Source organism: Candidatus Poriferisocius sp. (genome assembly GCF_965219775.1).
In the GTDB taxonomy this organism is placed as follows: Bacteria; Actinomycetota; Acidimicrobiia; order Acidimicrobiales; family Bin134; genus Poriferisocius.
The window spans coordinates 457112-482356 of record NZ_OZ244793.1 but is presented as its reverse complement, the minus strand read 5'-3'; the positions used below and the strand labels follow the sequence as shown (position 1 = coordinate 482356).

Here is a 25245-nt window from a genome sequence, read left to right as displayed (position 1 = left end):
CGACCCAGCAACTCACCCGGCCGACCGACATACTCACGCAACTTCCAGAACTCCGAGGCCTTGAGCGGTTCCACTCCCTCAGCGCAGAGCCGACTCACCAGCAAGATCGTCGCCAAAGCATCCTCGCCCCTCACGACACTCCCCTCCCGGCCGCGTCGGCCAGAGCGAACGGAAAGACATGCGGAACCCCAGCCGCTCGAAGCCTGCCCCCGATGGCGGTGAGCGTCCAGCGAGAATCTACGACGTCGTCCACCAACAACGCGGCCCCAGCCCGCACCGGCGTGACGACATCGAACGCATCCTGAACGTTGGCATACTGCTGGAGACTGTTCTGCATCGTCTTCTGCTCCGCAGTGTCGCGGACCTTCACCACTACATCTTGGCAGGGCAGACCAAGCAACTCCGCCAACCGCCCGGCAAAGTCCGCCACCAGGTCAGCATCCCGCAGTGACGGCACGAAGGTCACCCACGCTGGTGCCGGATCCGGTTGCCAGCGTCCCCTGATGAGGTCGGCTGCAGCCTGAACGAGCTGGTCATCGAATCGGCCATCGTCGTGCTTGCCAGAGCGCACAAGACTGCCCCATCCCCCGTCCCCCCAGACGGCCAGTGCCCTGCCGACTTCGAGCAGGCGGTCTTGCGGGATTTGGCTTCGGTCCGGAAATCGCTTCCGAGGCCCGATGGGACGGTCTGCCGACCGGAGGAACTCCACAGCTCGCTGCACCTCGGCAGGCGCCGGGGGAAGCAGGGGGCCGGCCTTGGAGCAGTTGTCGCAGATCCCACATGGCTCGTGGACGGGGTCGTCGAGAAAGTTCCGCAAGAGCTGCATCCGGCAGCCAGTGGTCTGCATGTACTGATTCATCTGGCCTTGTTCGGTCCGTCGGAGGGCCGTGACTGCACGCATCCGTTCGTGATCGTACGACCACCTGTTCAGCGTCCTCAGCCAGCGACCGGCGTCGCGCTCCACCGCCCCGTCAACCTCCAGATTCTTCAGTAGAAGTTCGAGTTGGCCTTGTCGAACATTGAGATATTCGAGGATGTCATCAGTCGATATTGGCACGGCGCGATCTTCCAGAATGGACACAACTTGGTCGGCCAGATCTGGATCGGGAAACGCGGAACGAATGAAATGGTCCTGGATGTCAACATCCTCAGAGCCGCTCAGTAGAATGCCCCAAGACCTGGGCAATGCCCTTCCGGCCCGACCTACCTGTTGATAGTAGGCAATCGGCGATCCTGGTGACTGAAAGTGAATGACAAATCCGAGGTCGGGTTTGTCGAACCCCATACCAAGTGCCGATGTTGCCACCACCACCTTGAATCTGTTGGACAGTAGGGCTTCTTCGATCGTCTCCCGCTCCTCTGGATTGGTGCTCCCCGAGTACGCGACAGCGAAAATGCCGTTGACCTGAAGCCACCTGGCGACTCTCTCCGTATCGGCAATCGTCAGGCAGTACACGATTCCCGTACCCGGTAGCGAGGGTACGAGTTCAGCAAGCAATGCTAGGCGTGCAGACTGCTGAGGAATGTGCTGGACGACCAATTGGAGCCCGTCACGGCCCAGTGGACCCCGGACAGGGGCCAGGTCAGCTCCGAGCTGGGACACAACGTCTTCAACGACTCGGCTGTTCGCGGTGGCCGTGCAGCAGAGGACGGGTACCCCGGCCGGGAGCAGCTCGAGCACTCGCACGAGCCGCCGGTAGTCCGGTCGGAAATCGTGACCCCAGTCCGAGATGCAGTGCGCTTCGTCGATGACCAATAGCCCGCTTCGTCTTCCGACTTCCGGAAGGATGTCAGATCGAAACATCGGATTCGCCAGCCGTTCCGGCGAGATCAAGAGCAAATCGACCTCATCGTCCGCAAGTTGGGCCTGGACCTCCTCCCACTCCTTGCGATTCGCGCTGTTGATCGTCGCTGCCCGTATTTCCATGCGTCTCGCTGCCTCGATCTGGTTTCGCATGAGCGCCAAGAGGGGTGACACGAGGAGCGTGGGTCCAGCCCCCCGGTCACGCAGCATCTTGGTGGCGATGAAGTAGACGGCGCTCTTGCCCCACCCCGTCCGCTGCACAAGGAGCGTCCTGCTGCGATCTCCGACCAACGAACGAATCGCGCCAAGTTGATCCCCGCGAAACGCACTCTCCGCGTTGCCAGTAAGCCTGCGCAGCAGGGACAGCGCCTCCGTGCCCAGGCCATCAGCCACGAGTTCGAGCACCTCCGGCAATCAGAGAACTCGGGCGTCTCAACGATCCTGCCTGCTCGGGACAGCCCACTGGTCGCATCACCCCAGAGTGCCCCACAAGTTCGCCCCCCGCAAGGGTCCAGTCGATCCTCCTGGGACACCTCGCCCCAACGCCCACCATGTTTGATCGCATCCCCCGATGGAGCCCGCTCACCCCATGAGCAGGCATAAGTGCAGATGTTCGTGCAAGCACTGACAGCCCTACCCGCCAGTCCCGGGATGCCCCGACGCGTCGGCCTTATCCCTGTCCACTCTCCTAAAAGCACCAATCCCGAGCACGATGCTTCTACGTTTGGATTGTAAGAGGGAAATGAGAATCTGCAGACACTCTGATTAAGTCAGTCCATTTAACATTTGTGGCAGTCTTTTCGCAATTCAGGGGGGATATTGTCACTAGGGTTGGTATACTTATAATCATGGAGTTTGAGCCTTCTTCCGAGACATCTGACAGGGCCTCCGCAGGCCAGGGTTTCTGCAATTGTGCTGGCACAAGGCCGGTGGTTGCTGGTTTTGAGTTGGTGGATTATTCGGGGTTGGGGACGTCGGATTTGATGAAGGTGGCGTTGCAGGGTGATGTGGCCCGCCGTCAGTTGGATGGGTACCTGGCGGGGGTGTTGGGCCGGTTCGGCGACCTCGAGGGTGATGATGCCATGTTCGCGGTGTGCAAGCAGTTCGGGATCAAGGCCCACAAGGCCAACCGCCAGGCCAAGGTGGCCTCGGGGTTGCGGGCGTTGCCCGATGTGTTGGGGGCGGTCAAGGACGGGTACATCTCCATGGACCACGCCGAGATGATCTCCGCCTCCCACGCCCGGGCCCCGTTGGCCGAAGGGGAGCCTCTGGACCTGATTCTCGAGGCCATGCGCCTGGACTGCGACCAGTTCAAGAAGACCCTGGCCACCCGCGAGGACCAACGGGCCTCGGTCGACGGGTTCTCGCGTACCGAACGCCAACGAGCCCGCCGATCGGCCGGCGTGTTCGACGGTGACGACGACATGGTCATCCTCCACGCCGAGTTGGACGCCATCGCCGGCCAACGGGTCAAGTCCGCCATGGCCGCCATGAGCACCCGCCTGCTCCACCACGACACCCGCAACGGCGACGAAAGCACCTACCACCAACGCAACGCGGATGCCTTAGTGGCTTTGATGACTCAACAACCCGCAGGCCAGGCCGGCGGGAAGGGCATGGCGGCCAACGGGTTGTCCCTGCCGCCGGGGGCCGACGAGTCAGATCCCGTAGGCGGAACCGACTGCGGGCCCTTGAGCGGAGCCGATTGCGGCCCGGCCCCGCAGAAAACGGTGCTGGTGGTCACCGCAGAATGGGATCCGATCTACGGCGTGCTCCAAGACGCCGAACTCATCGACGGCACCCCCATCGAAATCGAAGAGCTGCGCCGTTTGGCATGTGACGCCGACATCATCCCCGCCATCTTCGGCACCGACGGCCAACCCCTCTACCTCGGCCGAACCCAACGTGCCCCCAACCAGGCCCAACGGATGGCGTTGTTCGCCCGAGACCAGCAGTGCGTCGACTGCGGTTTGGCCGCCCAAGCCTGTGAGGTGCACCACATCCTCCCGTGGGAACAAGGCGGGCCCACCAACATCGACAACCTCGTCCTGCTCTGCCCCAAATGCCACCACCGAGCCCACCAAGACGACCACCACAAGCGACGCAAGAACGGGCAGCACCAGCCCAACCCCAAGGACACCTACCACCGACCCACCGACCCGACCAGGCCACCCGACACCATCTCACGCTCTTGACGAACTGGGCCTGCTTGTGCCGGATTTGGCTAGAGGGTAAGAACCCCCTGGGTTTGATCGTCACAGGCGAAGCGATCAAGGTCTGATAAGTCCAGCAGGCGATCACCTGTCATCTGACTCTGCGCCGTCTCAAGCAGCAATTGCCTGTCCGACAACCTGATGGCAGCGTTTAAGTCGATTCGTTGAAGGAGCTTTTTCGTGATCGGCCGCTTTGCCCCTGGGTACTTGGTCGCCGCCAGGAAACTCGTCACCACAGGTGAGGTCAGTACCGAGAATGAAAGGAACCAGCACCACAGGTGGGTTCGAGAACTCGCTCGAAGGAACGACCCTCAAAGAGGCCAACCACCTGACGACACAACTCAATCGGGGTCTGGAAATCCCCAAACTCCCTAGTCAATTGAACCGGTGCTCGACGAATGTCCCGACGGCCTTTCCATCTGTCACGCCGAACAGCGACTCGACATCGGTCCGCGAGAGTTCTCGCGCGTACTCAGCCGCTGCCGCTCTAAACGTCTGCTTGTCGAGATTCGCCATCTGTCTCCCGATCGGTCCGAGGAGTCCGTGCCCTCCGACCCACCGATCCCAAACTAGCGTCAGTGGGCCCCCCATCCGTTGACCTGCCGCCCGAGGAGTGGCGAGGCGGTGGGCTCCACCGGCGGCCGAGGCGCCGGCTACAACCCCCTCTTAGGCCTTGCGTGTCGGCCATTGTCAAGGTATCTTGACGGTATGGGTTTGCTTGTGCCGGATGCTCTTCCCGCTGATCCACTGGCTGCGCTTCGTACCCTGGCGGAATCCGAAGCCGAGTTCGACGAACTTCGGCGAGCACAAGTCGCCGCGGCGCGTGACTCCGGGGCGAGCTGGGAACAGATCGGGCAGGCATTGGGCACCAGCCGCCAGGCGGCATGGGAGCACTTCGCAAAACGCGCCAACGACACGCTTGCGGCCTTGGCCGACGCAAGTTCAGACCTCTCAGAAGACGAGGCCATGGCACTCGCAGTCAAGGAAACAAAGGCAGTACGGCGGCAAAGGCGACACTGAGCCCCCCAGTGCAGGTGGTCCTCGACGCGAACGTCTACGTATCTGCTGCGATCGCCAAGGGGCCTTCGCACCGGATCGTGCGAGCAGCCCTCACGTCACAAGAACTCGATGCAATCGTATGTCCGACCCTGATCGCAGAAGTCCAGGATGTCCTCGGTCGACCGCACCTCTTGAAGCGTATAGGCGCTGAACGAGTACGAAGTTTTGTCAACGACTTACGCATCCTGGCCTTGCGGGTCCCCGATCCGTCGACCAACCAGGCTTACACGCGTGATCCCTCCGACGATTACTTGATCACTCTCGCTAGACAACATGATGCCTCCTACATAGTCAGCGGCGACAAGGATCTACTGGAATGGGCTGAGCAACGTCCCCCTGTCCTCACTCCTGCGGCGTTCGAGGAACTCATGAACTTCCCGTGGTAGCCCGGTAGGCGCCTCCCCTTCAAACCATCGCTTCGAGCTACCGGCAAGACTCAACTTAATGCTCTGAATCGAGTCAACCGGAACTGCCCAAGTCGAATTTCAGAGTAAGGCGCAACTGCAGTCTCCTTGCATCAGAGGGGGAGAATGTGAAAGGACATGGGCTGGGTGAGTGGGGGTGGTGTAGCTGGGGCGGGTTTCTTTCAGTAATATCTTGCCTTTTCTCTAAATCAGGGGGGATAGTGTCACCCTGGTTGGTACAATGACAGGTATGGAGTTTGAGTCTTCTTCCGAGACATCTGACAGTGCTTTTGCCGAGGCATCTGCCACTGGGGATTGCTGTACGTGTGGTGGTGCCGGTCAGCCGGTGGTTGCTGGTTTTGAGTTGGTGGATTATTCGGGGTTGGGGACGTCGGATTTGATGAAGGTGGCGTTGCAGGGTGATGTGGCCCGCCGTCAGTTGGACGGGTACCTGGCGGGGGTGTTGGGCCGGTTCGGCGACCTCGAGGGTGATGATGCCATGTTCGCGGTGTGCAAGCAGTTCGGGATCAAGGCCCACAAGGCCAACCGCCAGGCCAAGGTGGCCTCGGGGTTGCGGGCGTTGCCCGATGTGTTGGGGGCGGTCAAGGACGGGTACATCTCCATGGACCACGCCGAGATGATCTCCGCCTCCCACGCCCGGGCCCCGTTGGCCGAAGGGGAGCCTCTGGACCTGATTCTCGAGGCCATGCGCCTGGACTGCGACCAGTTCAAGAAGACCCTGGCCACCCGCGAGGACCAACGGGCCTCGGTCGACGGGTTCTCGCGTACCGAACGCCAACGAGCCCGGCGTACCGCCGGCGTGTTCGACGGTGACGACGACATGGTCATCCTCCACGCCGAGTTGGACGCCATCGCCGGCCAACGGGTCAAGTCCGCCATGGCCGCCATGAACACCCGCCTCCTCCACCACGACACCCGCAACGGCGACGAAAGCACCTACCACCAACGCAACGCCGATGCCCTCGTGGCTTTGATGACCCAACAACCCGCCGGCCAGGCCGGCGGGAAGGGTGAGCCAGCCAACGGGTTGTCCCTGCCGCCGGGGGCCGACGAGTCAGATCCCGCAGGCGGAACCGACTGCGGGCCCGTGGGCGGAGCCGATTGCGGCCCGGCGCCGCAGAAAACGGTGCTGGTGGTCACCGCCGAATGGGACCCCATCTACGGGGTGCTCCAAGACGCCGAACTCATCGACGGCACCCCCATCGAGGTGGAGGAACTGCGCCGTTTGGCTTGTGACGCCGACATCATCCCCGCCATCTTCGGCTCCGACGGCCAACCCCTCTACCTGGGTCGCACCCAGCGTGCTCCCAACCAGGCCCAACGGATGGCGTTGTTCGCCCGAGACCAGGCCTGCGTCGACTGCGGCCTGGCCGCCCAGGCGTGCGACATCCACCACATTCTCCCTTGGGAACAAGGCGGGGCCACCAACATCGACAATCTCGTTTTGCTCTGCCCGAAGTGCCACCGCCGAGCCCACCGCGACGACCACCAACACGCCTACCACAAGCAGCGCAAGAACCGGCAGCACCAGCCCAACCCCAAGGGCACCCGCCACCGACCCACACCCCCCAACCCGGCCAAGCCGCACGACACCGTCTCACGCTCCTGACCGGAGCCGCTCAATCCGGTCCAGCCAGTTGGCTCCGCGTTCACCTAAGGGTGCCGGACACCGGCATGACGCGTTCGTGCCCTGCCGAAGCAGGGCACGCTCTGCGAGTTGGCAGAGGAGCAAGCGCACGGCACCGCATAACTTCGGTCCTCTCTGCCGAGAACAACCTACCCCGACCGGCAACCGCGTCAGCCACCATTTGCCAGCAACCCCACCTGGCAGCGAGTGTCGGGGGTTGCAAACCCCCGACGTAGTCCACACCGGCTATATCTGCGTGGTCCGGCCATTTGCGAGGTCCCACGCGATCGGCAGGCTGTTCCTCGTCACGGAAACCGGCGATGGCTGGTGCCGCGGGATGCTCGCCGGCGCCGAGACCGAGCTGGCCACGGAGGTCGACGCCGTCCTTGCCGCAGATCTCACCGGACTCGGGTATCCCGTCACCGTGCACACCCGATACCACGGGCCGATCTGGCTCACCCAGGTTGCCCAGCGGGTCGGCTCCGTCGAACCACCCGTCCTTCACGAACTCGAACGACTCTCTTGGAGCGACCGGGCCGACGTCACCCTCACCCGCGGCCTGCCCCTACAGCCCAAGGGAATCGACCCCCGTTACCCCGCCCTCGAAGCCCTCTCCGATGAGCTCGATAACCTCACCGACCACTGCCGCCGGTGCCGCAACGAACTCCACCCCCCACTCCCGGAACCGGTCTCGCCGACGTAGCCACCCTGGGAAGTGCCGAGAAGTTGGGGGGTTCAGGGGTCTCTGAGGGACTCTCAGGAGCTTCTCAGGAGATTCTCCGAGGGTTCTCAGAGAACGCAGCATTGGGGGTTGTTGTCGGGGGAGGCGACATGGGAAACGGAGGGGGCGCGGGGCGGGGGGAGGGGTGCCGACGGGGGTCCTAGCGGGAGGGTGGTGGTCAACGGAGCATGAACGGAAGGTGAAACTGGCCCAGGATCCTTGACACGGTGCCATGGTCATCGTCTAGGTTGAGGGGTCTTCCTGTGATACCGGAGTCTGACATGAACCACCTCCCCCGCCCAGTGTCCTCCCCCCGGAAGTCCGAGCCGCCCCCAGGCAGGGTCCATGCCTTGGCCCTGGCCTGGTGGAGTCCCGCCAGAGCCCTCGGCCTGTTGGCCGCCGCGGCCGTGGCCGCGCTGGTGATGCTGGCGTGGATGGCCTCGCCGGCGGCCGCGTCCCACAACGATTACGACTCCGACGACGACGGCCTCATCGATATCACCAACATGGCCCAGCTCAACGCCATTCGCTGGGATATGAACGCCGACGGCAAGGTCGACTTGAACTTCCCCCAGTGGCACAGTTGGTTCGGGTCGGCGTGGCCCCACGCCGAGTCGGGATTCGGCTGCAACGAGGACGAGACCAACTCCGACGACCAGAAGTGCATCGGCTACGAGCTCATGAACGACTTGACCTTCGACTCCAACGGCAGTGGCCACGTCTCCGCCGCCGACCACGGAGGAAAGTACTGGAACGCTGGTAAGGGCTGGCTGCCCATGCAACAAGACTTCAGGTACGACTCGTACACCGCAATCTTCGAAGGTAATGGCCACACCATTGACTACTTCTACATCCATGTTGACGGCAGCGGCACCAACACGGGCTGTGGCTATTGTGCGAGGTATTTTGGCCTGTTCGATACTCTCGATTCTTCGGGTGTCATGAGAAATGTTGGCTTCGGAAACGTCTACATACGGCTAAAGAGCAACACCGACTGGAACAGCGGCAATGTGAGTAGAACACAGCGCTACTACGGGGGTGTCATCGCCGGGAGCATCAAGGGTACGGTCGAAAATGTTTGGGTAGAGGGGACCATCGAGGTTAACGGCGACTCCGACCACGGCGGCGCCCTGGCCGGCATCATGGACGGAGGTACCATCAGCAACACCTTCTCCACCGCCACGGTGAAGGGCGGCGACGACGGCTCCGGGGCCGCAGGAGGCCTGGCGGGCGGCTTCAAGAACGGCACCGTCAGCAATGTGTACGTCACCGGGGCCACCGGCGGTGACGGCGACGTGATGGGCGGCCTCGCCGGCTTCATCAACGGCACCACCGTCAACAACGCCCTGGCCCTGGGATCGGTGACCGCGGGTACCAACACCGACGATGTGGGCGGCATGTTCGGCACATCAACCAATCCCACCATCAGCAACAGCTACTGGGACAAGCAGACAACGGGCCAGAACACCAGCGCGGGCAGCTCCAACAGCGTAGGCAAGACCACGGCCCAGGTACAGGGCCCCACCTCCAACAGCGGCATCTACTCAAGCTGGCCGGCAGGGAATTGGGACTTCGGCAGCAGTTCCCAGTATCCCCAGCTCCGGTCGGACTTCAACGGTGACGGCCACGCCTTGACCTACGAGTTCGGCCCCCAGCGCGCCAATGTGAGCCCCACAGTCGCCAATGCCATCCCCGACCAATTGGCCCTGCATGGTACCGACACCCTGCCGCTGGAGCCCTCAGGCGCCCTTATATTCGGCGACGCCAACACCGGAGACGTGTTTACCTACTCCGCGACCTCCAGCAAACCCTCGGACATCTCGGTGAGCGTCAGCGGCACGACGCTGACCATCACGATCACGAAGGCCACAACGGCGAACATCACGGTCACGGCGACCGACCTCGGGGGCGCGACGGGATCCGACACCTTCGAAATCACCCCGGCCACCGATTACGACACCGATGGCGACCAACTGATGGAAATCAAGACCTTGGCGCAACTGAATGCCATCCGGTGGAACATGGACGGCGACGAGACCGTCGAAGATTCGACAAATGTCTCCAGCTTTAGGACTGCCTTCCCCAATCTACCGACCATCGGCAATTGGTGCGACGGCGGATGCGGCGGGGGGTACGAGCTGAGGGCCGACTTGGACTTCGACACCAACGACAGCGGCACGGCCGATTCGGGGGACACCTACTGGAACAACGGAAAGGGTTGGACTCCCCTCGGTGGTATCACGGACGGTGATCTTACCTCCTTCTCTGATACGTTTGATGGTAACGGCCACAAGATTTCCAACCTCTACATCAACAATACCAACTACAGCCCTGGCATCACTCACTACTTTGGCCTCTTTGGCGGATTCGGTCGCGAGGCAGTGGTCAAGAACCTGGGCCTGGTGGATGTGGACCTGACCACAAGCAGCAGCTCTTCGGCCCGGTCCCGGGTGGGGGCGCTGGCGGGATTCAATATCGGGGATGTGGAAAACGTCTACGTCACCGGGACCGTTACCTCGAACGGCCCCTCAGACAAGGCCGGGGGCTTGCTAGGGATCAACGCCAGCACCATCAGCTCCGACCCTGCGAGCCTCACGAAGGCGTACGCGCGAGTCGACGTGTCGGCAACAGCAGCCAGCGGGGAGGCTGGAGGGTTGGCGGGCTTGAACCTGGGCCATGCGTCGATTTCTGATGCATACTCGGTTGGGTCGGTAACCACCGGTAACGCCTCCTCCAACAGGGCCGGGGGACTCGTTGGCCGAAGCACCGGCCTCAACAGCAGCCCAGTGGCTACTGCTTTTGTGGAGGACAGCTATTCGCACGCGGTGGTGATTCCGGCAGCCACCGCGGGGCTCCGCCGACCGGTGGACAACGCCACGTGCGTCAGTGTGTCGCCGACAGCCACCATTTCGGCCAATGTTGGCGGCCTCATCGGCCAGGTCAACAGCAAGGCGAGCACCACCACCAGCTATTGGAATACCGAGACCAGCGGTCACTCCACCAGCGCGGGGGGCACCGGCGTGGTGGGCAAGACCACCTCCGAGCTTCGTACCCCCACCAGCAACACCGGCATCTACAGCGGGTGGTCGTCCTCGAACTGGGATTTCGGCACCGGCACGGACTACCCGCTGCTCAAGGTCGACTTCAACGGTGACAACACTGCCACCTCGGCCGAGTTCGGCGACCAACGCCTGAACTGCAGCCCGACGCTGCTCCGGAGCATCACCGACACGGCGATCATCCCCGGTACCACCACCGTGAGCGTGGACTTGGAGTCCACCGGCGATCACGTGTTCTTCGACGCCGACGGCGAAGACCTGACCTACACGGCCACCTCCAGCAACACCGACAACGTGACCGTGGCGGTGAGCGGCAGCACGGTGACCGCCACCAAGGTGAAGTCGGCCAGCGAAGCCGACATCACCGTGACGGCCAGCGACGGCAACTCCGACAGCGACACCGTGTCCACCACCTACAACGTGGTCGTGCAGGTGGACTACGACACCGACGACGACGGCCTGATCGAGGTCACCAACCTGGCCCAGTTCAACGCCCTGCGCTGGGACCTCGACGGAGACGGCGTGGCCGACAACGCCACCGACAAGAACGACTACTTCACCCAGTACCCCTACCCGGCGGTCAACTCGGGCTGCCCGTCCACCGGCTGCGACGGCTACGAGCTGACCGCGGATTTGGATTTCGACACCAACGACAACGACACGGCCGACAGCGGTGACACCTACTGGAACAGCGGTGCCGGGTGGACGCCCATCGGCGGGGAGTACGACGCCACTTTCGAGGGCAACGGCCACACCATCTCCAACCTGCACATCAACACCACCAGTTCGATCACCACCGGGGCCGACTACTACGGCTTGTTCTCCACGCTGGGCAGCGACGCCAAAGTGCAGAACTTCGGCCTGGAGAACGTGGACGTGTCGGCCTCCAGCTCCGGGGCCGGGGCCACCCACGCGGGCGCGGTGGCCGGCAAGAGCGAGGGCGAGATCAACAACGTCTACGTGAACGGCACCGTGTCGGCCAACGGCAACAGCGACGTGGCCGGGGGCTTGGTGGGCCTGAGCACCGGTACGGACGCGGCCGTTTCGGTGGCCTACGCCCGGGCCGAGGTGTCGGCCACCGGCACCAGCGGCACCGCGGGCGGTCTGGTGGCCATCAGCGCGGCGGGGGCCTCCATCGACGACGCCTACACGGTGGGCCTGGTGAGCACGGGCACGGCCACCGGCAACACCGCAGGCGGGATCGTCGGCAAGCTCCAGGGCACGTCGTCGATCACCGACAGCCATTCCTATGCGGTGGTCAAGCCCACCACGGTCACCGGCGTGCAGCGGCCCCTCACCGGCAACACGTGCGTGACGGTGGCCGCCACCACCAACTCGGCGTCCACCGGCGGCCTGGCCGGAACGGCGGCGACCAACGCCACGTTGTCCAACAGCTACTGGGACACCGAGATCACCGGGCAGACCGCCAGCGCGGGCAGCGCGGCCACCGCGGGCAAGACCACCTCCGATCTGCGCACCCCCACCAGCAACACCGGCATCTTCGCCAACTGGTCGAGTACCAATTGGGATTTCGGCACCGGTACGGACTATCCGCTGCTCAAGGTGGACTTCGACGGCAACAACACCGCCACCACCACCGAGTTCGGCGACCAGACCTTCAGTTGCGGCCCGTTGTTGCTCAACCCACTGGGCACCCAGGGCATCATCCCCGGCGACAGCACGGTGACGGTGGAACTGGAGACGACCGGCAGCCTCGTGTTCCTCGACCCCGATGGTGACGTCATAACCTACACCGCCGTCTCGGGCACCACCGCCAACGTGACCGTGGCCGTCAGCGGCAGCACCATCACCGCCACCAAGGTGAAGGAATCCAGCTCCTCGGAGATCACGCTCACCGCCAGCGACGGCGAATCCGACACCGACGACGCCACCACCAAATTCACCGTGGTCGTGCAGGTGGACTACGACACCGACGACGACAAGCTCATCGAGATCACCACCCTGAGGCACCTCAACGCCATTCGGTTTGACATGAACGGCGACGGCTACGGCGACACGGACCACAGGGACACCGTGTACGAAGCCTGGTATCCGCACCGGGCGGTCAACTCCGGTTGCCCCTCACCGGGCTGTGAGGGTTACGAGCTCTCCAACGACCTGGACTTCGACACCAACGGCAACGGTAAGCACGACAGCGGCGATCTCTATGGCGGAGGCCAGCTCGGCGACGGCATGAGTGCGATCGGCTCGGCGTTCAACACCGAGTTCAACGCCACCTTCGAGGGCAACGGTCACACCATCTCCAACCACTACTGGGAAGCGACTACCTCGCTCTCCTCGGGGGCCAACTACTACGGTCTGTTCGCCAGTTTGGGCACCGGCGCCAAGGTGCAGAACGTGGGCCTGGTGAACTCCCAGGTGGATACGTCCAGCAGTGGTGCGGGTGAGACCTTCGTCGGGCTCCTGGCCGGGCAGAACAAGGGCACGATCACCAACGTGTACGCCTCCGGCAAGGCGAAGGCCAACGGCAACAAGGACCGGGCCGGCGGCCTGGTGGGCCGCAACACCGGTTCCTCCGCCGACATCTCGGTGGCCTACGCCCGGGCCGAGGTGTCGGCCACCGGGGCCAACGGCATCGCGGGCGGCCTGGTGGCCATCAACACCGCGGGCGCGTCGATCTCCGACGCCTACGCGGTGGGCTCGGTCACCACCGGCACCGCCTCCGGCAACACCGCGGGCGGCCTGGTGGGCTCCCACCAGGGCACGTCCTCCATCGACGACAGCTACACCTCCGCCGCGGTGATCCCGACCACCACCGCCGGCCTGAGCCGGCCGGTGACCGGCACCGAGTGCGTGGTCGTCCCCCCCACCACCAACTCGGCCACCGTCGGCGGCCTGGTGGGCACCGCCGCGGCCACCGCCACCGTCACCACCAGCTACTGGGACACCGAGTCCACCGGGCACGCCACCAGCGCAGGCAGCGCGGCCACCGCGGGCAAGACCACCAGCCAAATGTGGACCCCGACCTCGGCCACCGGCATCTACGCCGACTGGGCCACCGGCACCTGGGACTTCGGCACCAACGAGCAGTACCCCACGCTCAAGTCCGACTTCGACAACAACAACACCGCCACCTCCACCGAGTTCGGCGACCAGTTCTTCAGTTGCGGACCGGTGGTGGTGAACGCCATCCCCGATCAGGCCATCGTGGTGCCCCACGCCACCACCGTGACGGTGGAGCTGGAGACGTCCGGCAGCCCCGTGTTCTTCGACCCCGAGGGCGACGACATGACCTACACGGTCACCTCCAGCAACACCGCCAACGTGACCGTGGCGATCAGCGGCAGCACCATCACCGCCACCAAGGTGAAGAACGCCAGCGAGGCCGACATTACGGTCACCGCCAGCGACGGCGACAGCGACACCGCCGACACGTCCGACACCTTCACCGTGCGGGTGCAGCACGACTACGACCTCGACAACGACAACCTCATCGAGGTGGACAACCTGGCCGACCTCAACGTCATTCGCTACGACCTGGACGGCGACGGCGCCGCCGACAACGACTCCGACAGCACCAAGTACGCCGTCCAGTACCCGTATCCGGCCGCCGATTCCGGATGCCCCTCGGGCTGCGACGGCTACGAGCTGACCGCCGCGCTGGACTTCGACACCAACAGCAACGGCCAGGCCGACAACGGCGACACCTACTGGAACAGCGGCGCCGGGTGGGCGCCCATCGGCGGGGTGTACAACGCCACCTTCGACGCCAAGCGGCACCCCATCTCCAACTTGTACATCGACCGGTCCAGCAGCGCCTCCAAGAGCTACTACGGCCTGTTCGCCCAGGTGGGATCCGGCGGCGCGCTGAAGAACATCCGCCTCGACGGCGTGTCCATCACCGCGGGCAGCTCGGGCCAGAACGCCTCCGCCTACGCCGGCGCCCTCGCCGGGCAGAACCAGGGATCGCTCTCCTCGTGCTCGGCCGAGGGCAGCATCACCATCGGCCCCAACGACACCGCGGGCGGCGTGGTCGGCGAGAACAAGGGCAACTCGGCGGGCATCGTCGGGTGCTTCGCCGCGGTGGACCTCATCAACTCCGGCTCTCACGGCCAGCGCTACATGGGCGGCCTGGTGGGCGAGAACACCGGTGTGATCGACACCAGCTACGCCACCGGCAACATCAGCAGACCCGACGTGACCCTCCTGGCCAACATCGTGGCGGGCGGCCTGGTGGGCGAGAGCAGAGGGGCGGGCAGTGTGATCGACACCTACGCCACCGGCCCCGTGAGCGTGAAGTCCGGCAGCGCGGGCGGCCTCTTGGGCCACGGCACGTCCACCGACAGCTTCGCCATCGGCAGCCTCAGCGTGATTCCCGGAAGCACCCAGTTCTGGGGCGGGCTGAGCGGCTTCGCCACGGGCACGGTGGTGGACAGCTACTGGGACTCCGAGACCACCGGCGACACTACCGGCATCTTCGGCACCCACAAGACCACCTCCGAGTTGCAAACCCCCACCTCCAACACCGGGATCTACGCCAACTGGAGCGCCAACGCCTGGAACTTCGGCAAGAACTCGCAGTACCCGGCGCTGCTGTACGACTTCAACGGCGACGGCACCACCACCTGGCAGGAATTCGGTCGCCAGCGGCCCGACAGTTGGCCGAAGGTGGCCAACCCCGTCCCCAAGCAGATCGTCGCGGTGAACGCCACCCTGACCATCGACCTGGAGCCCACCGGCGGGGCCGACGTGTTCAGCGACCGCGAGGGCGCGGCCATGACCTACACGGTGGTGTCGTCGGACACCGCCAAGGGCACCGTCACCCTGGACCAGACGGCCAAGACCATCACCATCTCCGGGGTGGCCGCGGGCACCACCCAGATCACCCTCACCGCCACCGACGACGAATCGCTGTGGGGCACCCACACCTTCACCACCATCGTGGCCCCCAAGGGGGACATCCCCACGGTGACGGCCATCACCGACAAGACGGCGCTGGTGGAGTCCTCCCTGACGGTGACCCTCACCGGCACCGGTGGCGCGTTCAGCGACCCCAACAGTGACACCCTCACGGTCACCGCCACCTCCGACGACACCGATCTGGCCACCGTGTCGGTGAACAACACCACCGGCGTGCTCACCGTGAACACCCAGCGCAAGGCGGGCACGGCCACCATCGACCTCGAAGCCACCGATCCGTCGGGCTACTTCGTGCGCGACTCGTTCACCGTGACCAGCAGCTACGTGGACCACGACGTGGACGACGACGGCCTGATCGAGGTGGCCAACCTGACCCAGCTCAACGCTATCCGCTTCGACCTGAACGGCGACGGCGTGATCGGCATCCTCGCCGACGACGCCGCCTACCGCCTGGCCTGGCCCAGGGCCGGGCCCGACATGGGCTGCCCGTCCACCGGTTGCGACGGGTACGAGCTGACCGCCGACCTCGACCTGGACACCAACGGCAACGGCCAGGCCGACAACGGCGACACCTACTGGAACAGCGGCGCAGGCTGGACCCCCATCGGCGACACCTTCAGCGGCGTCTTCGACGGCAAGCACCACACCATCGCCAACCTGCACATCAACGCCACCGGCACGCCCACGCACACCAACCATGGCCTCTTCGGCGAGATCGGGGTCGACGGCGAGGTGCGCAACGTGTCGCTGGTGAACGCCTCGGTGACGGTGGCGGCGTCCAACGCCGTCAACGTCGGCGCGGTGGCCGGCGTGAACAAGGGGTCGGTGTCCGCCTGTGCAGCCACCGGCAGCGTCACCTCCAACACTACCGCTACCGACATCGGTGGTCTGGTGGGCAAGAATGACGGCTCTGCGGCCACCATCACCGGCTGCTACGCCGACGTGACCGTGTCGGTGTCGCGTACGGCGTCGGCCGTGGGCGGCCTGGTGGGCCACAACGTCAACGGCGCCACCATCACCAACAGCTACGCCCAGGGTGCGGTGTCGAGTTCGGGCTCGGCCAACCTCGGCGGGCTGGTCGGCGCCTCCAAGGGCAGCACCATCACCGACAGCTACGCCACCGGATCCGCCAGCCTCCCCAACTCCTCGGGCTCGGTCGGCGGCCTGGTCGGCGCGGTGAGCACGTCCAAGGGCGTCTCCAAGAGCTTCTCGGCCGGCCTGGTGACTCCGTACGTCGGCTTCAACTCCTACGGCGGCCTGGTGGGCCTCGTCAGCGACACCAACAGCGTGCAGATCCAGCACAGCTACTGGGATTCCACCACCAGCGGCACCACCGTCGGCACCCACGGCACGGCCAAGACCACCACCGAGTTGGAGACCCCCACGGCCAACACCGGGATCTACGCCAACTGGAGCGCCACCGCCTGGAACTACGGCAAGAACTTGCAGTACCCGGCGCTGAGCTACGACTTCAACGGCGACGGCACCGCCACCTGGCAGGAGTTCGGCCGCCAGCGGCCCGCCAGTTGGCCCAAGGTGGCCAACCCGGTGGCCAAGCAACAGGTGGCCGTGGGCTCGACGGTCACCGTCGACCTGGAGCCCTCCGACGGGGCCGATGTGTTCAGCGACCGCGAGGGCTCGGCCATGACCTACACCGCGGCCTCGGGCGACACCACCAAAGCCACCGTCACCGTGAACCAGACGGCCAAGACCGTCACCATCACCGGCGTGGCCACCGGCGTGGTGGAGATCACCCTCACCGCCACCGACGACGAGTCGTTGTGGGGCACCCACACGTTCACCACCGTGGTGGCCTCCTCCGCGGACATCCCCACGGTGACGGCCATCCCCGACAAGACGGCGCTGGTGGAGTCCTCCCTGACGGTGACCCTCACCGGCACCGGCGGCGCCTTCAGCGACCCCAACGGCGACACCCTCACGATCACGGCCACCTCCGACAACACCGACGTGGCCACCGTTGCGGTGGACAGCACCACCGGCGTGCTCACCGTCACCACCTACCGGCTGGCGGGCACGGCCACCATCGACCTCGAAGCCAAGGATCCGACCGAGTACTTCGTGCGGGACTCGTTCACCGTGACCAGCAGCTACGTGGATCACGACGATGACGACAACGGCCTGATCGAGTTCAGCACCCTGGCCCAGCTCAACGCCATCCGGCTCGACCTGAACGGCGACGGCGAGATCGACAACGCCTCCGACGACGCCGCCTACCGCCTGGCCTGGCCCAAGGCCGGGCCCGACATGGGCTGCCCGTCCACCGGGTGCGACGGGTACGAGCTGACCGCCGACCTGGACTTCGACACCAACGGCAACGGCAGGGCCGACAACGGCGACACCTACTGGAACAACGGCGCGGGCTGGGACGCCATCGGCGGCACCTACAGCGGGGTCTTCGACGGCAACCACCACACCATCTCCAACCTGCACATCAGCCGCAACCGCACCTCCACCGAGGATTCCTTCGGGCTGTTCGCAAAGATCGGAGCGGACGGCGAGGTGCGCAACATCCGCCTCGACGGCGTGTCCATCACCGCGGGCAGCTCGGGCAACTCCACGGCCAACGCCGGGGCCCTCGCGGGCGACAACCAGGGGGAGATCTCCGCCTGCTCGGCGCAGGGTTCGGTCAACGTGAGCTCCAACGACAACGCCGGCGGCGTGGTGGGCAACAACAGCACCACCGGGGCCTCCATCACCGGCTGTTACGCCGACGTGGCGGTCACCTCCTCCGGCATGTCCAGCTACTCGGGCGGCCTGGCCGGCAAGAACAGCGGCACCATCGACACCAGCTACGCCATCGGCGCCGTGGAGACCATCACCGGGTTCAGCCACACCGGCGGGCTGGTGGCCGAAAGCACCGGCACCGTCACCGACAGCTACGCCACCGGGTCGGTCACCGCGGTGTTCGGCATCGCGGGCAGCCTGTTGGGCGGGGGGGCTTCCACCGACAGCTTCGCCCTCGGCCGGCTCAACGTGGATCCCAAGAAGATTCAGTGGTGGGGCGGGCTGACGGGCGTGGCCGCCGCCAACTCGGTGGAGGACAGCTACTGGGATTCCGAGACCACCGGCGACACCTCCGGCATCTTCGGTGTCCACAAGACCACCTCGGAGTTGCAGTCCCCCACCACCAACACCGGGATCTACGCCAACTGGAGCGCCTCCACCTGGAACTTCGGCAAGAACACGCAGTATCCGGCGCTGAAGTACGACTTCAACGGCGACGGTACCGCCACCTGGCAGGAGTTCGGCCGCCAGCGGCCCGACAGTTGGCCCACGCTGGTCAACCCCATCCCCACGCACATGGTTCCCGTGGGCACCACGGTCACCATCCACCTGGAGCCCACCGGCGGCGACAACGTGTTCCACGACCGTGAGGGCTCGACCATGACCTACGCCGCGGTGTCGGCCGACGCCACCAAGGCCACCGTGGCCGTGAACCAGTCGGCCGACACGGTCAGCGTGACCGGTGTGGCCACCGGCAACGTGGACATCGCCCTCACCGCCACCGACGATGAGTCGTTGTGGGTGAACCATACGTTCATCGCCATCGTGGCCCCCACCAGCGACATTCCCACGGTCACGGCCATCGCCGACCAGGCGGTGCTGGTGGAGTCGGCCACGCCGGTTGCCCTCGGCGGCACCGGCGGGGCGTTCAGCGACCCCAACGGCGACAAGCTCACGTTTGCGGCCACCTCCAGCAACACCGACGTGGCCACCGTGTCGGTGAACAACGCCACCGGTGTGCTCACCGTGAACACCAAGCGGCCGGCGGGCACCACCACCATCTCCGTGCGGGGCACCGACCCGTCGGGCTACTTCGTGGACGACTCGTTCGACGTGACCAGCAGCTACATGGACCACGACGTGGACAACGACGGCCTGATCGACGTCGGCACGGTGGCCGCCCTCAACTCCATCCGCTACGACCTGAACGGCGACGGCGTAATCGGCAACCTCTCCGACGACGCCGCCTACCGGGCGGGCCTGCCCAGGGCCGGTCCCGACATGGGCTGCCCCGCCGCCGGTTGTACCGGGTACGAGCTGGTGGCCGATCTGGACTTCGACACCAACGGCAACGGCCAGGCCGACTCCGGCGACGCCTTCTGGAACAACGGCGCGGGCTGGACCCCCATCGGCGGCGGCTACCCGGCGGTGTTCGACGGCCAGCACCACACCATCGCCAACCTGTACATCAACGCCTCGGGCACGCCGTCGCACACCAACCACGGCCTGTTCGGCTGGATCGAAGGCGACGGCACCGTGCGCAACGTGTCGCTGGTGGACGCCTCGGTGACCGTCTCGGCCACCAACGCCGTCAACATCGGGGCCCTGGCCGGGCTGAACGAGGGCACCATGTCGGCGTGCTCGGCCACCGGCACCGTCACCTCCAGCAATACCGCCACCGACGTCGGTGGTCTGGTGGGCAAGAACGACGGCGCCAAGGCCTCCATCGCGGGCTGCTTCGCCGACGTGACCGTGTCGGTGTCGGGCACGGCGTCCAACGCGGGCGGCCTGCTCGGCCACAACGCCGACGGCGCCGCCCTCACCACCAGCTACGCGCAGGGTGCGGTGTCGGGCTCCACTTCGGTGAACCTCGGCGGCCTGGTCGGCACCACCGACGCCAGCACCGTCAGCGACACTTACGCCACCGGAGCGGCCGGCCTGCCCACCAGCCCGGGCTCGGTAGGTGGCCTGGTCGGCTCGGTGACCACCTCCAAGGGCGTGTACAACAGCTACGCCACCGGCCTGTTGACCCCGAATCCCGGCTTCAACTACTACGGCGGCCTGGTGGGTATCGCCAGTGGCGGTGCGCAGGTGCAGCACAGCTACTGGGACGCCACCACCAGCGGTACCACCATTGGGGCCGACGGCACCCACAAGACCACCGCCGAGCTGCAGACGCCCACCGCCAACACCGGCATCTACTCCCACTGGAACTCCGGCTCCGACGAGTGGAACTTCGGCATCAGTTCGCAGTATCCGGCGCTGAAGTACGACTTCGACGGCGACGGCACCGCCACCTGGCAGGAGTTCGGCGACCAGCGGCCCCTCAGCCGGCCCACGCTGGACAACCCGATCTCCGACCAGATCGTGGGCACCTCCTCCACCATCAACGTGGTCCTGGAGCGGTCGGGCCAGGAGGTGTTCACCGATCCCGAGGGTGGGCCGCTCACCTACACGGTGGCGTCCGACTCCCCCGCCAACGTGAGCGTGGCCGTGGCCCAGAGCCCGACCGCGGTGGCCATCACCGGGGTCACCACCGGCAAGGCCAACATCACCGTCACCGCCACCGACAACGAGGGCCTGTCACGCTCCGATGAGTTCGAGGTGTTGACGGCGCCGCAGTCGGAGTTCCCCACGGTGACCAACGCCATCGCCGACCAGGAGGTGGCCACCACCTTCAGTCTGAGCATTCCCCTGGAGGAATCCGGCAAGGCCGTGTTCAACGAGCCCAGCAACGGGGCGCTCACCTACACGCTGGACTTGTCCACCTCGACCCCGGCGTCGGTGACCATCGACACCGCCACCAAGGCCATTGCCATCACCGGGCTCATCCAGGGCAAGGTCGACATCACGGTGCGGGCCACCAACGCCTCCGGCTACTGGGTGGAAGACCAGTTCGCGCTCGACGTGACCCTGAAGGACTACGACACCGACGACGACGGCCTGCTGGAGATCGACGATCTGGTGCGGCTCGACGCCATCCGCTTCGACCTCGACGGCGACGGCGTGTCCACCGATCCGCTGTACGCCCAGGCCTTCCGGGCCGCCGAGCCCGGGCTGGGTTGCCCGTCGTTCGGCTGCAGCGGCTACGAGCTCATCGCCGATCTGGACTTCGACTCCGACGGCGACGGCGACGTGGACGCCAACGACCACGACGGCGACTACTGGAACGCCGGCCAGGGCTGGAAGCCGATCAGCGGCGGGTTCTCGGGCACCCTCAAGGGCAACGGCCACGTGATCCGCAACCTGTTCATCAGCGACGACAACAGCGCCGAGACGGCGTTGAAGAACACCACCGGCTACTACGGCCTGTTCTCGGAGATCGGCGGCGCCGGTTCGGTGGAGACGCTGGGCCTCGAGAACGCCTCGGTGACGGTCAAGAGCAGCACCGACGTGGGCGCCAACCGCATCTCCTCGGCGGTGGCCGGCACCCTCGCCGGTTGGAACAAGGGCACCGTGAACTCGGTGTACTCGTCGGGCAACGTGTCGGCCGGGGGTGATTCCGACATGGCCGGCGGCCTGGTGGGCTACAACACCGGCAACCTCGAGATCACCTACAGCACCGGCACGGTGTACGGCGAGGCCGAGGCCGGCGGTCTGGCCGGGCGCACCCGGACAAAGAAGATCACCAACAGCTACACCACCGCTACGGTGAACGGGGCCGGGGTGTACGGCGGCCTCACCGGTTGGCTGATCGACGCCGACCTCGAGGACACCTACGCCGCCGGGACGATCCTCGGCTCGGTGCAGAACAACGGGCTGATCTACGACCGGGACGCGGCCCGCCAGGCCACCGTCACCGACAGCTACTGGGACAAGGACGTCACCGGCCGCATCTACTCCACCAGCGTGAACGCCTCCAAGGCCAAGACCACCGCCGAGCTGCAGTCGCCCACGTCGGCCACCGGCATCTACGGCAACTGGGACGACCGGGTGTGGCACTTCGCGCCCGACGACCGCTACCCCGTGCTGGTCACCGACTTCAACGCCGACGGCACCGCCACCTGGTGGGAGTTCGGCGACCAGCGGGTGAACCGGGCGCCGGTCCGTCCACGCGGCGTGGGTCACATCGAACTGGGGTTCAACTCCTCCTGGCAGCGTGATTTCGACGAGGCGGGCAACGAGATCTTCATCGAGCCCGACGACGAGGCCCTCACCTACACGCTGGAGAACTCCGATCCGTCGGTGGCCACCGTCACCCTGTCGCAGTCCGACCTGGTGGTGCAGGCCAACACCCACGCCAAGCCGGGAACCACCTGGGTGACCGTCATCGTCACCGACGTGCAGGGCGCCCAGGCCGAGGTGGAGTTCACCGTGTCGTCGGGTACCGACTACGACACCGACAACGATCACTTGATCGAGGTGTCGAACCTGGCGCAGCTCAACGCCATCCGCTGGGATGTCAATGGCGACGGCTATGTGGCCGACGCCGATCAGGCCGCCTACTCCTCGGCGTTCCCCCAGCACTACCCGGCCATGGGCTGCAAGGACCGCAAGTGCCGGGGCTACGAGTTGACGGCGGACCTGGACTTCGACACCAACAGCAACGGTCGGGCCGATGCCGGCGACGCCTACTGGAACAACGGCCGGGGCTGGGATCCGATTCCCGGCGAGTTCTGGGCGACCTTCCGGGGCAACGACCACACCATCTCCAACCTGTACATCCGCGACGACCAGTCCCACTTGACCGCAGCCGGCAACACCACCAGCCGTTACGGCTTGTTCGAGAAGGTGATCGGCAAGTACCGCAATCCCAAGGACAGTCGCACGTGGGTGCAGGGGAAGGTCGAGCGACTGGGCGTGATCAACGCCGACATCCAGGTGGCCAGCAGCCGGGACAACGGCTCCGGGGCGGTGTCGCGCAGCTACGTCGGGATCATCGCCGGCGAGAACTACGCGGCGTACATCGACAATACCTGGGTGAGCGGGCGGGTGGCCGCCGACGGCGACTCCGACAGCGTCGGGGGCATCGTCGGGTACAACAACACCAGCGGCACGATCCACGGCAGCTTCGCCGAGGTGGTGGTCTCGGCCCAGGGGGCGGATTCCTACGCCGGTGGCATCACCGGTCGCCAAAACGGAGGCCTGCAACGCGTGTACGTGCGCGGCGTGGTCGATGGCGCCGGTGCCGCCGTCGGAGGGATCGCCGGCAGCAACCACAAGCCAATGGATTCGGGTATGTCGACGGCCCGGGTGATCGGCGGGGCCGACACCGCCGCCGGCGGCCTGTTCGGCACCAACTCCTACAACACCCGCTACGTGAGGGGTGTGTGGGACACCGAGACCAGCGGACAGCCCACCAGCGCCGCAGGCTCCGGCCACACCACCGCCGAGTTGCAGCAGCCGACCAACGCCAACAACAACCTGTACTCCGCTGTGAACTTCGAGACCTACATCTGGGACTTCGGCTCCAGCAACGAGTACCCGGTGTTCCGTGCCACCAAGTGGTTCACGCACCCGGTCGACACCGACGATCAGATCAGCCGGTCGCTGGTGTACGACACCGACAGCAACGGCCTGATCGAGATCTCCAGCTTGGCCCAGCTCAATGCCCTGCGTTGGGACCGGGACGGCAACGGCACGCCCGACGATCCTGACTGGGCCGACGAGTACGCCGCCGCTTACCCCGACGCCATGATCAACATGGGATGCCCGGCCTCGGGCTGCGTGGGCTACGAGCTGACCACCGACCTGGACTTCGACACCAACAACAACAACCAGGCCGATGACGGCGACCAGTACTGGAACAACGGTGGTGGGTGGGCCCCGATTTCCTCGTACCGGGGCGTGCTCGACGGGAAGGGTCACTCCATCTCGAACCTGTACATCCGCAGCGGTTCCCACACCAACGGCGACCGGGCCGGGTTGTTCCGCCGTCTCACCGACGGCGGGCACATCACCAACCTGGCCCTGCTCGACGTGGACATCTGGGCCCGAGCCACCGTGGGCTCCTTCGCCGGGCTCGTCACCCGGGCGACGATCAGCAACTCGTACGCCACCGGTGTGGTGGAACTCGACGGCTCCGGCGACGCCGCCGGCGGCCTCGTCGGCGAGGCCAGCGGCCACCCCAATGGCCGGGACACCCTCATCAACACCTACTCCCGGGTGACCGTGCGGGGGTTGACCTCATCGAGCAAGGTCGGCGGCCTCGTGGGCAGCCTGCACGTCAACCAGAGCCGCTACTCCCGAGTGACCAACAGCTACGCCGCCGGTCTGGTGCAATCCACCGGTGACTCCCCCGTGGGGGGCCTGGCCGCTCGGAACGGACACGGGCGAACGAGAATCAGCGACAGCTACTGGGACGTCAACGCCACCAACCAGTCGACCAGCGCCAACGACAACGACGGCCACGACGACGACGGCAAGGGCAAGTCCACGTCCGAACTGAAGTCCCCCACCGGCGCCAACGGGATCTACGCCAATTGGGACGCCAACGTGTGGGACTTCGGGTCGTCGGGTGAGTACCCGGTGCTCAAGTACGACACCGACAACAACGGCACCGCCACTTGGCAAGAGTTCGGGTCACAGTCCCGAAGCTGATCTCTCACTGACAGCCGGGCTGCCTCCAGCGCCACCACCGGAGGCAGCCCGGCCACCAGTGGTGGCGTGGCGAGAGCGGCGCCGCCACCGTGTGACCGGGGACGAACCCCCGGCACTCCGGCACTCGCCGGCCCACTATTGGTAGGGTTCCTTCACAAGCTGCTTGAAGCA

The 25245-nt window shown here is 65.6% G+C and carries 8 protein-coding genes; 6 read left to right on the top strand and 2 right to left on the bottom strand.

Features of this window, described 5'->3' with window-relative positions; translation table 11 throughout:
• Positions 1–130: 130 nt before the first annotated feature.
• The gene (locus ACOQPQ_RS02140) at positions 131–2209 is read right to left on the bottom strand and encodes a RecQ family ATP-dependent DNA helicase (RefSeq protein ID WP_420637797.1); all 2079 of its coding nucleotides are present in this window, start codon (positions 2207–2209) and stop codon (positions 131–133) included.
• Between the two features lie 524 nt (positions 2210–2733).
• Between ACOQPQ_RS02140 and ACOQPQ_RS02135 the strand changes: the two genes are divergently transcribed.
• Complete coding sequence (locus tag ACOQPQ_RS02135) at positions 2734–3999, top strand: DUF222 domain-containing protein (RefSeq protein WP_420637796.1); 1266 nt, start codon at positions 2734–2736, stop codon at positions 3997–3999.
• A 393-nt stretch (positions 4000–4392) separates the two neighbouring features.
• On the opposite strand, the gene ACOQPQ_RS02130 is transcribed toward ACOQPQ_RS02135, so the two are convergent.
• A complete protein-coding gene (locus ACOQPQ_RS02130; RefSeq protein ID WP_420637795.1) occupies positions 4393–4533 on the bottom strand; it encodes a hypothetical protein in 141 nt (46 codons plus the stop codon).
• Positions 4534–4725: 192 nt separating this feature from the next.
• Here ACOQPQ_RS02130 and ACOQPQ_RS02125 point away from each other — a divergent pair, with 192 nt between their 5' ends.
• The 5 genes from ACOQPQ_RS02125 to ACOQPQ_RS02105 all read left to right on the top strand — a co-directional run bounded on the left by ACOQPQ_RS02125 (position 4726) and on the right by ACOQPQ_RS02105 (position 25074).
• Positions 4726–5037, top strand: coding sequence for a hypothetical protein (locus ACOQPQ_RS02125; RefSeq protein ID WP_420637794.1), 312 nt, complete (start codon positions 4726–4728; stop codon positions 5035–5037).
• Positions 5038–5045: 8 nt separating this feature from the next.
• Positions 5046–5462, top strand: a complete 417-nt coding sequence (locus ACOQPQ_RS02120) for a putative toxin-antitoxin system toxin component, PIN family (protein ID WP_420637793.1) — start codon at positions 5046–5048, stop codon at positions 5460–5462.
• A gap of 364 nt (positions 5463–5826) precedes the next feature.
• Positions 5827–7110, top strand: coding sequence for a DUF222 domain-containing protein (locus tag ACOQPQ_RS02115; protein WP_420637792.1), 1284 nt, complete (start codon positions 5827–5829; stop codon positions 7108–7110).
• A gap of 235 nt (positions 7111–7345) precedes the next feature.
• Entirely contained in the window at positions 7346–7831 is a 486-nt protein-coding gene (locus ACOQPQ_RS02110) for a hypothetical protein (protein WP_420637791.1), read from the top strand.
• 368 nt (positions 7832–8199) lie between these two features.
• Positions 8200–25074, top strand: coding sequence for a GLUG motif-containing protein (locus tag ACOQPQ_RS02105; RefSeq protein WP_420637790.1), 16875 nt, complete (start codon positions 8200–8202; stop codon positions 25072–25074).
• Positions 25075–25245: the final 171 nt, after the last annotated feature.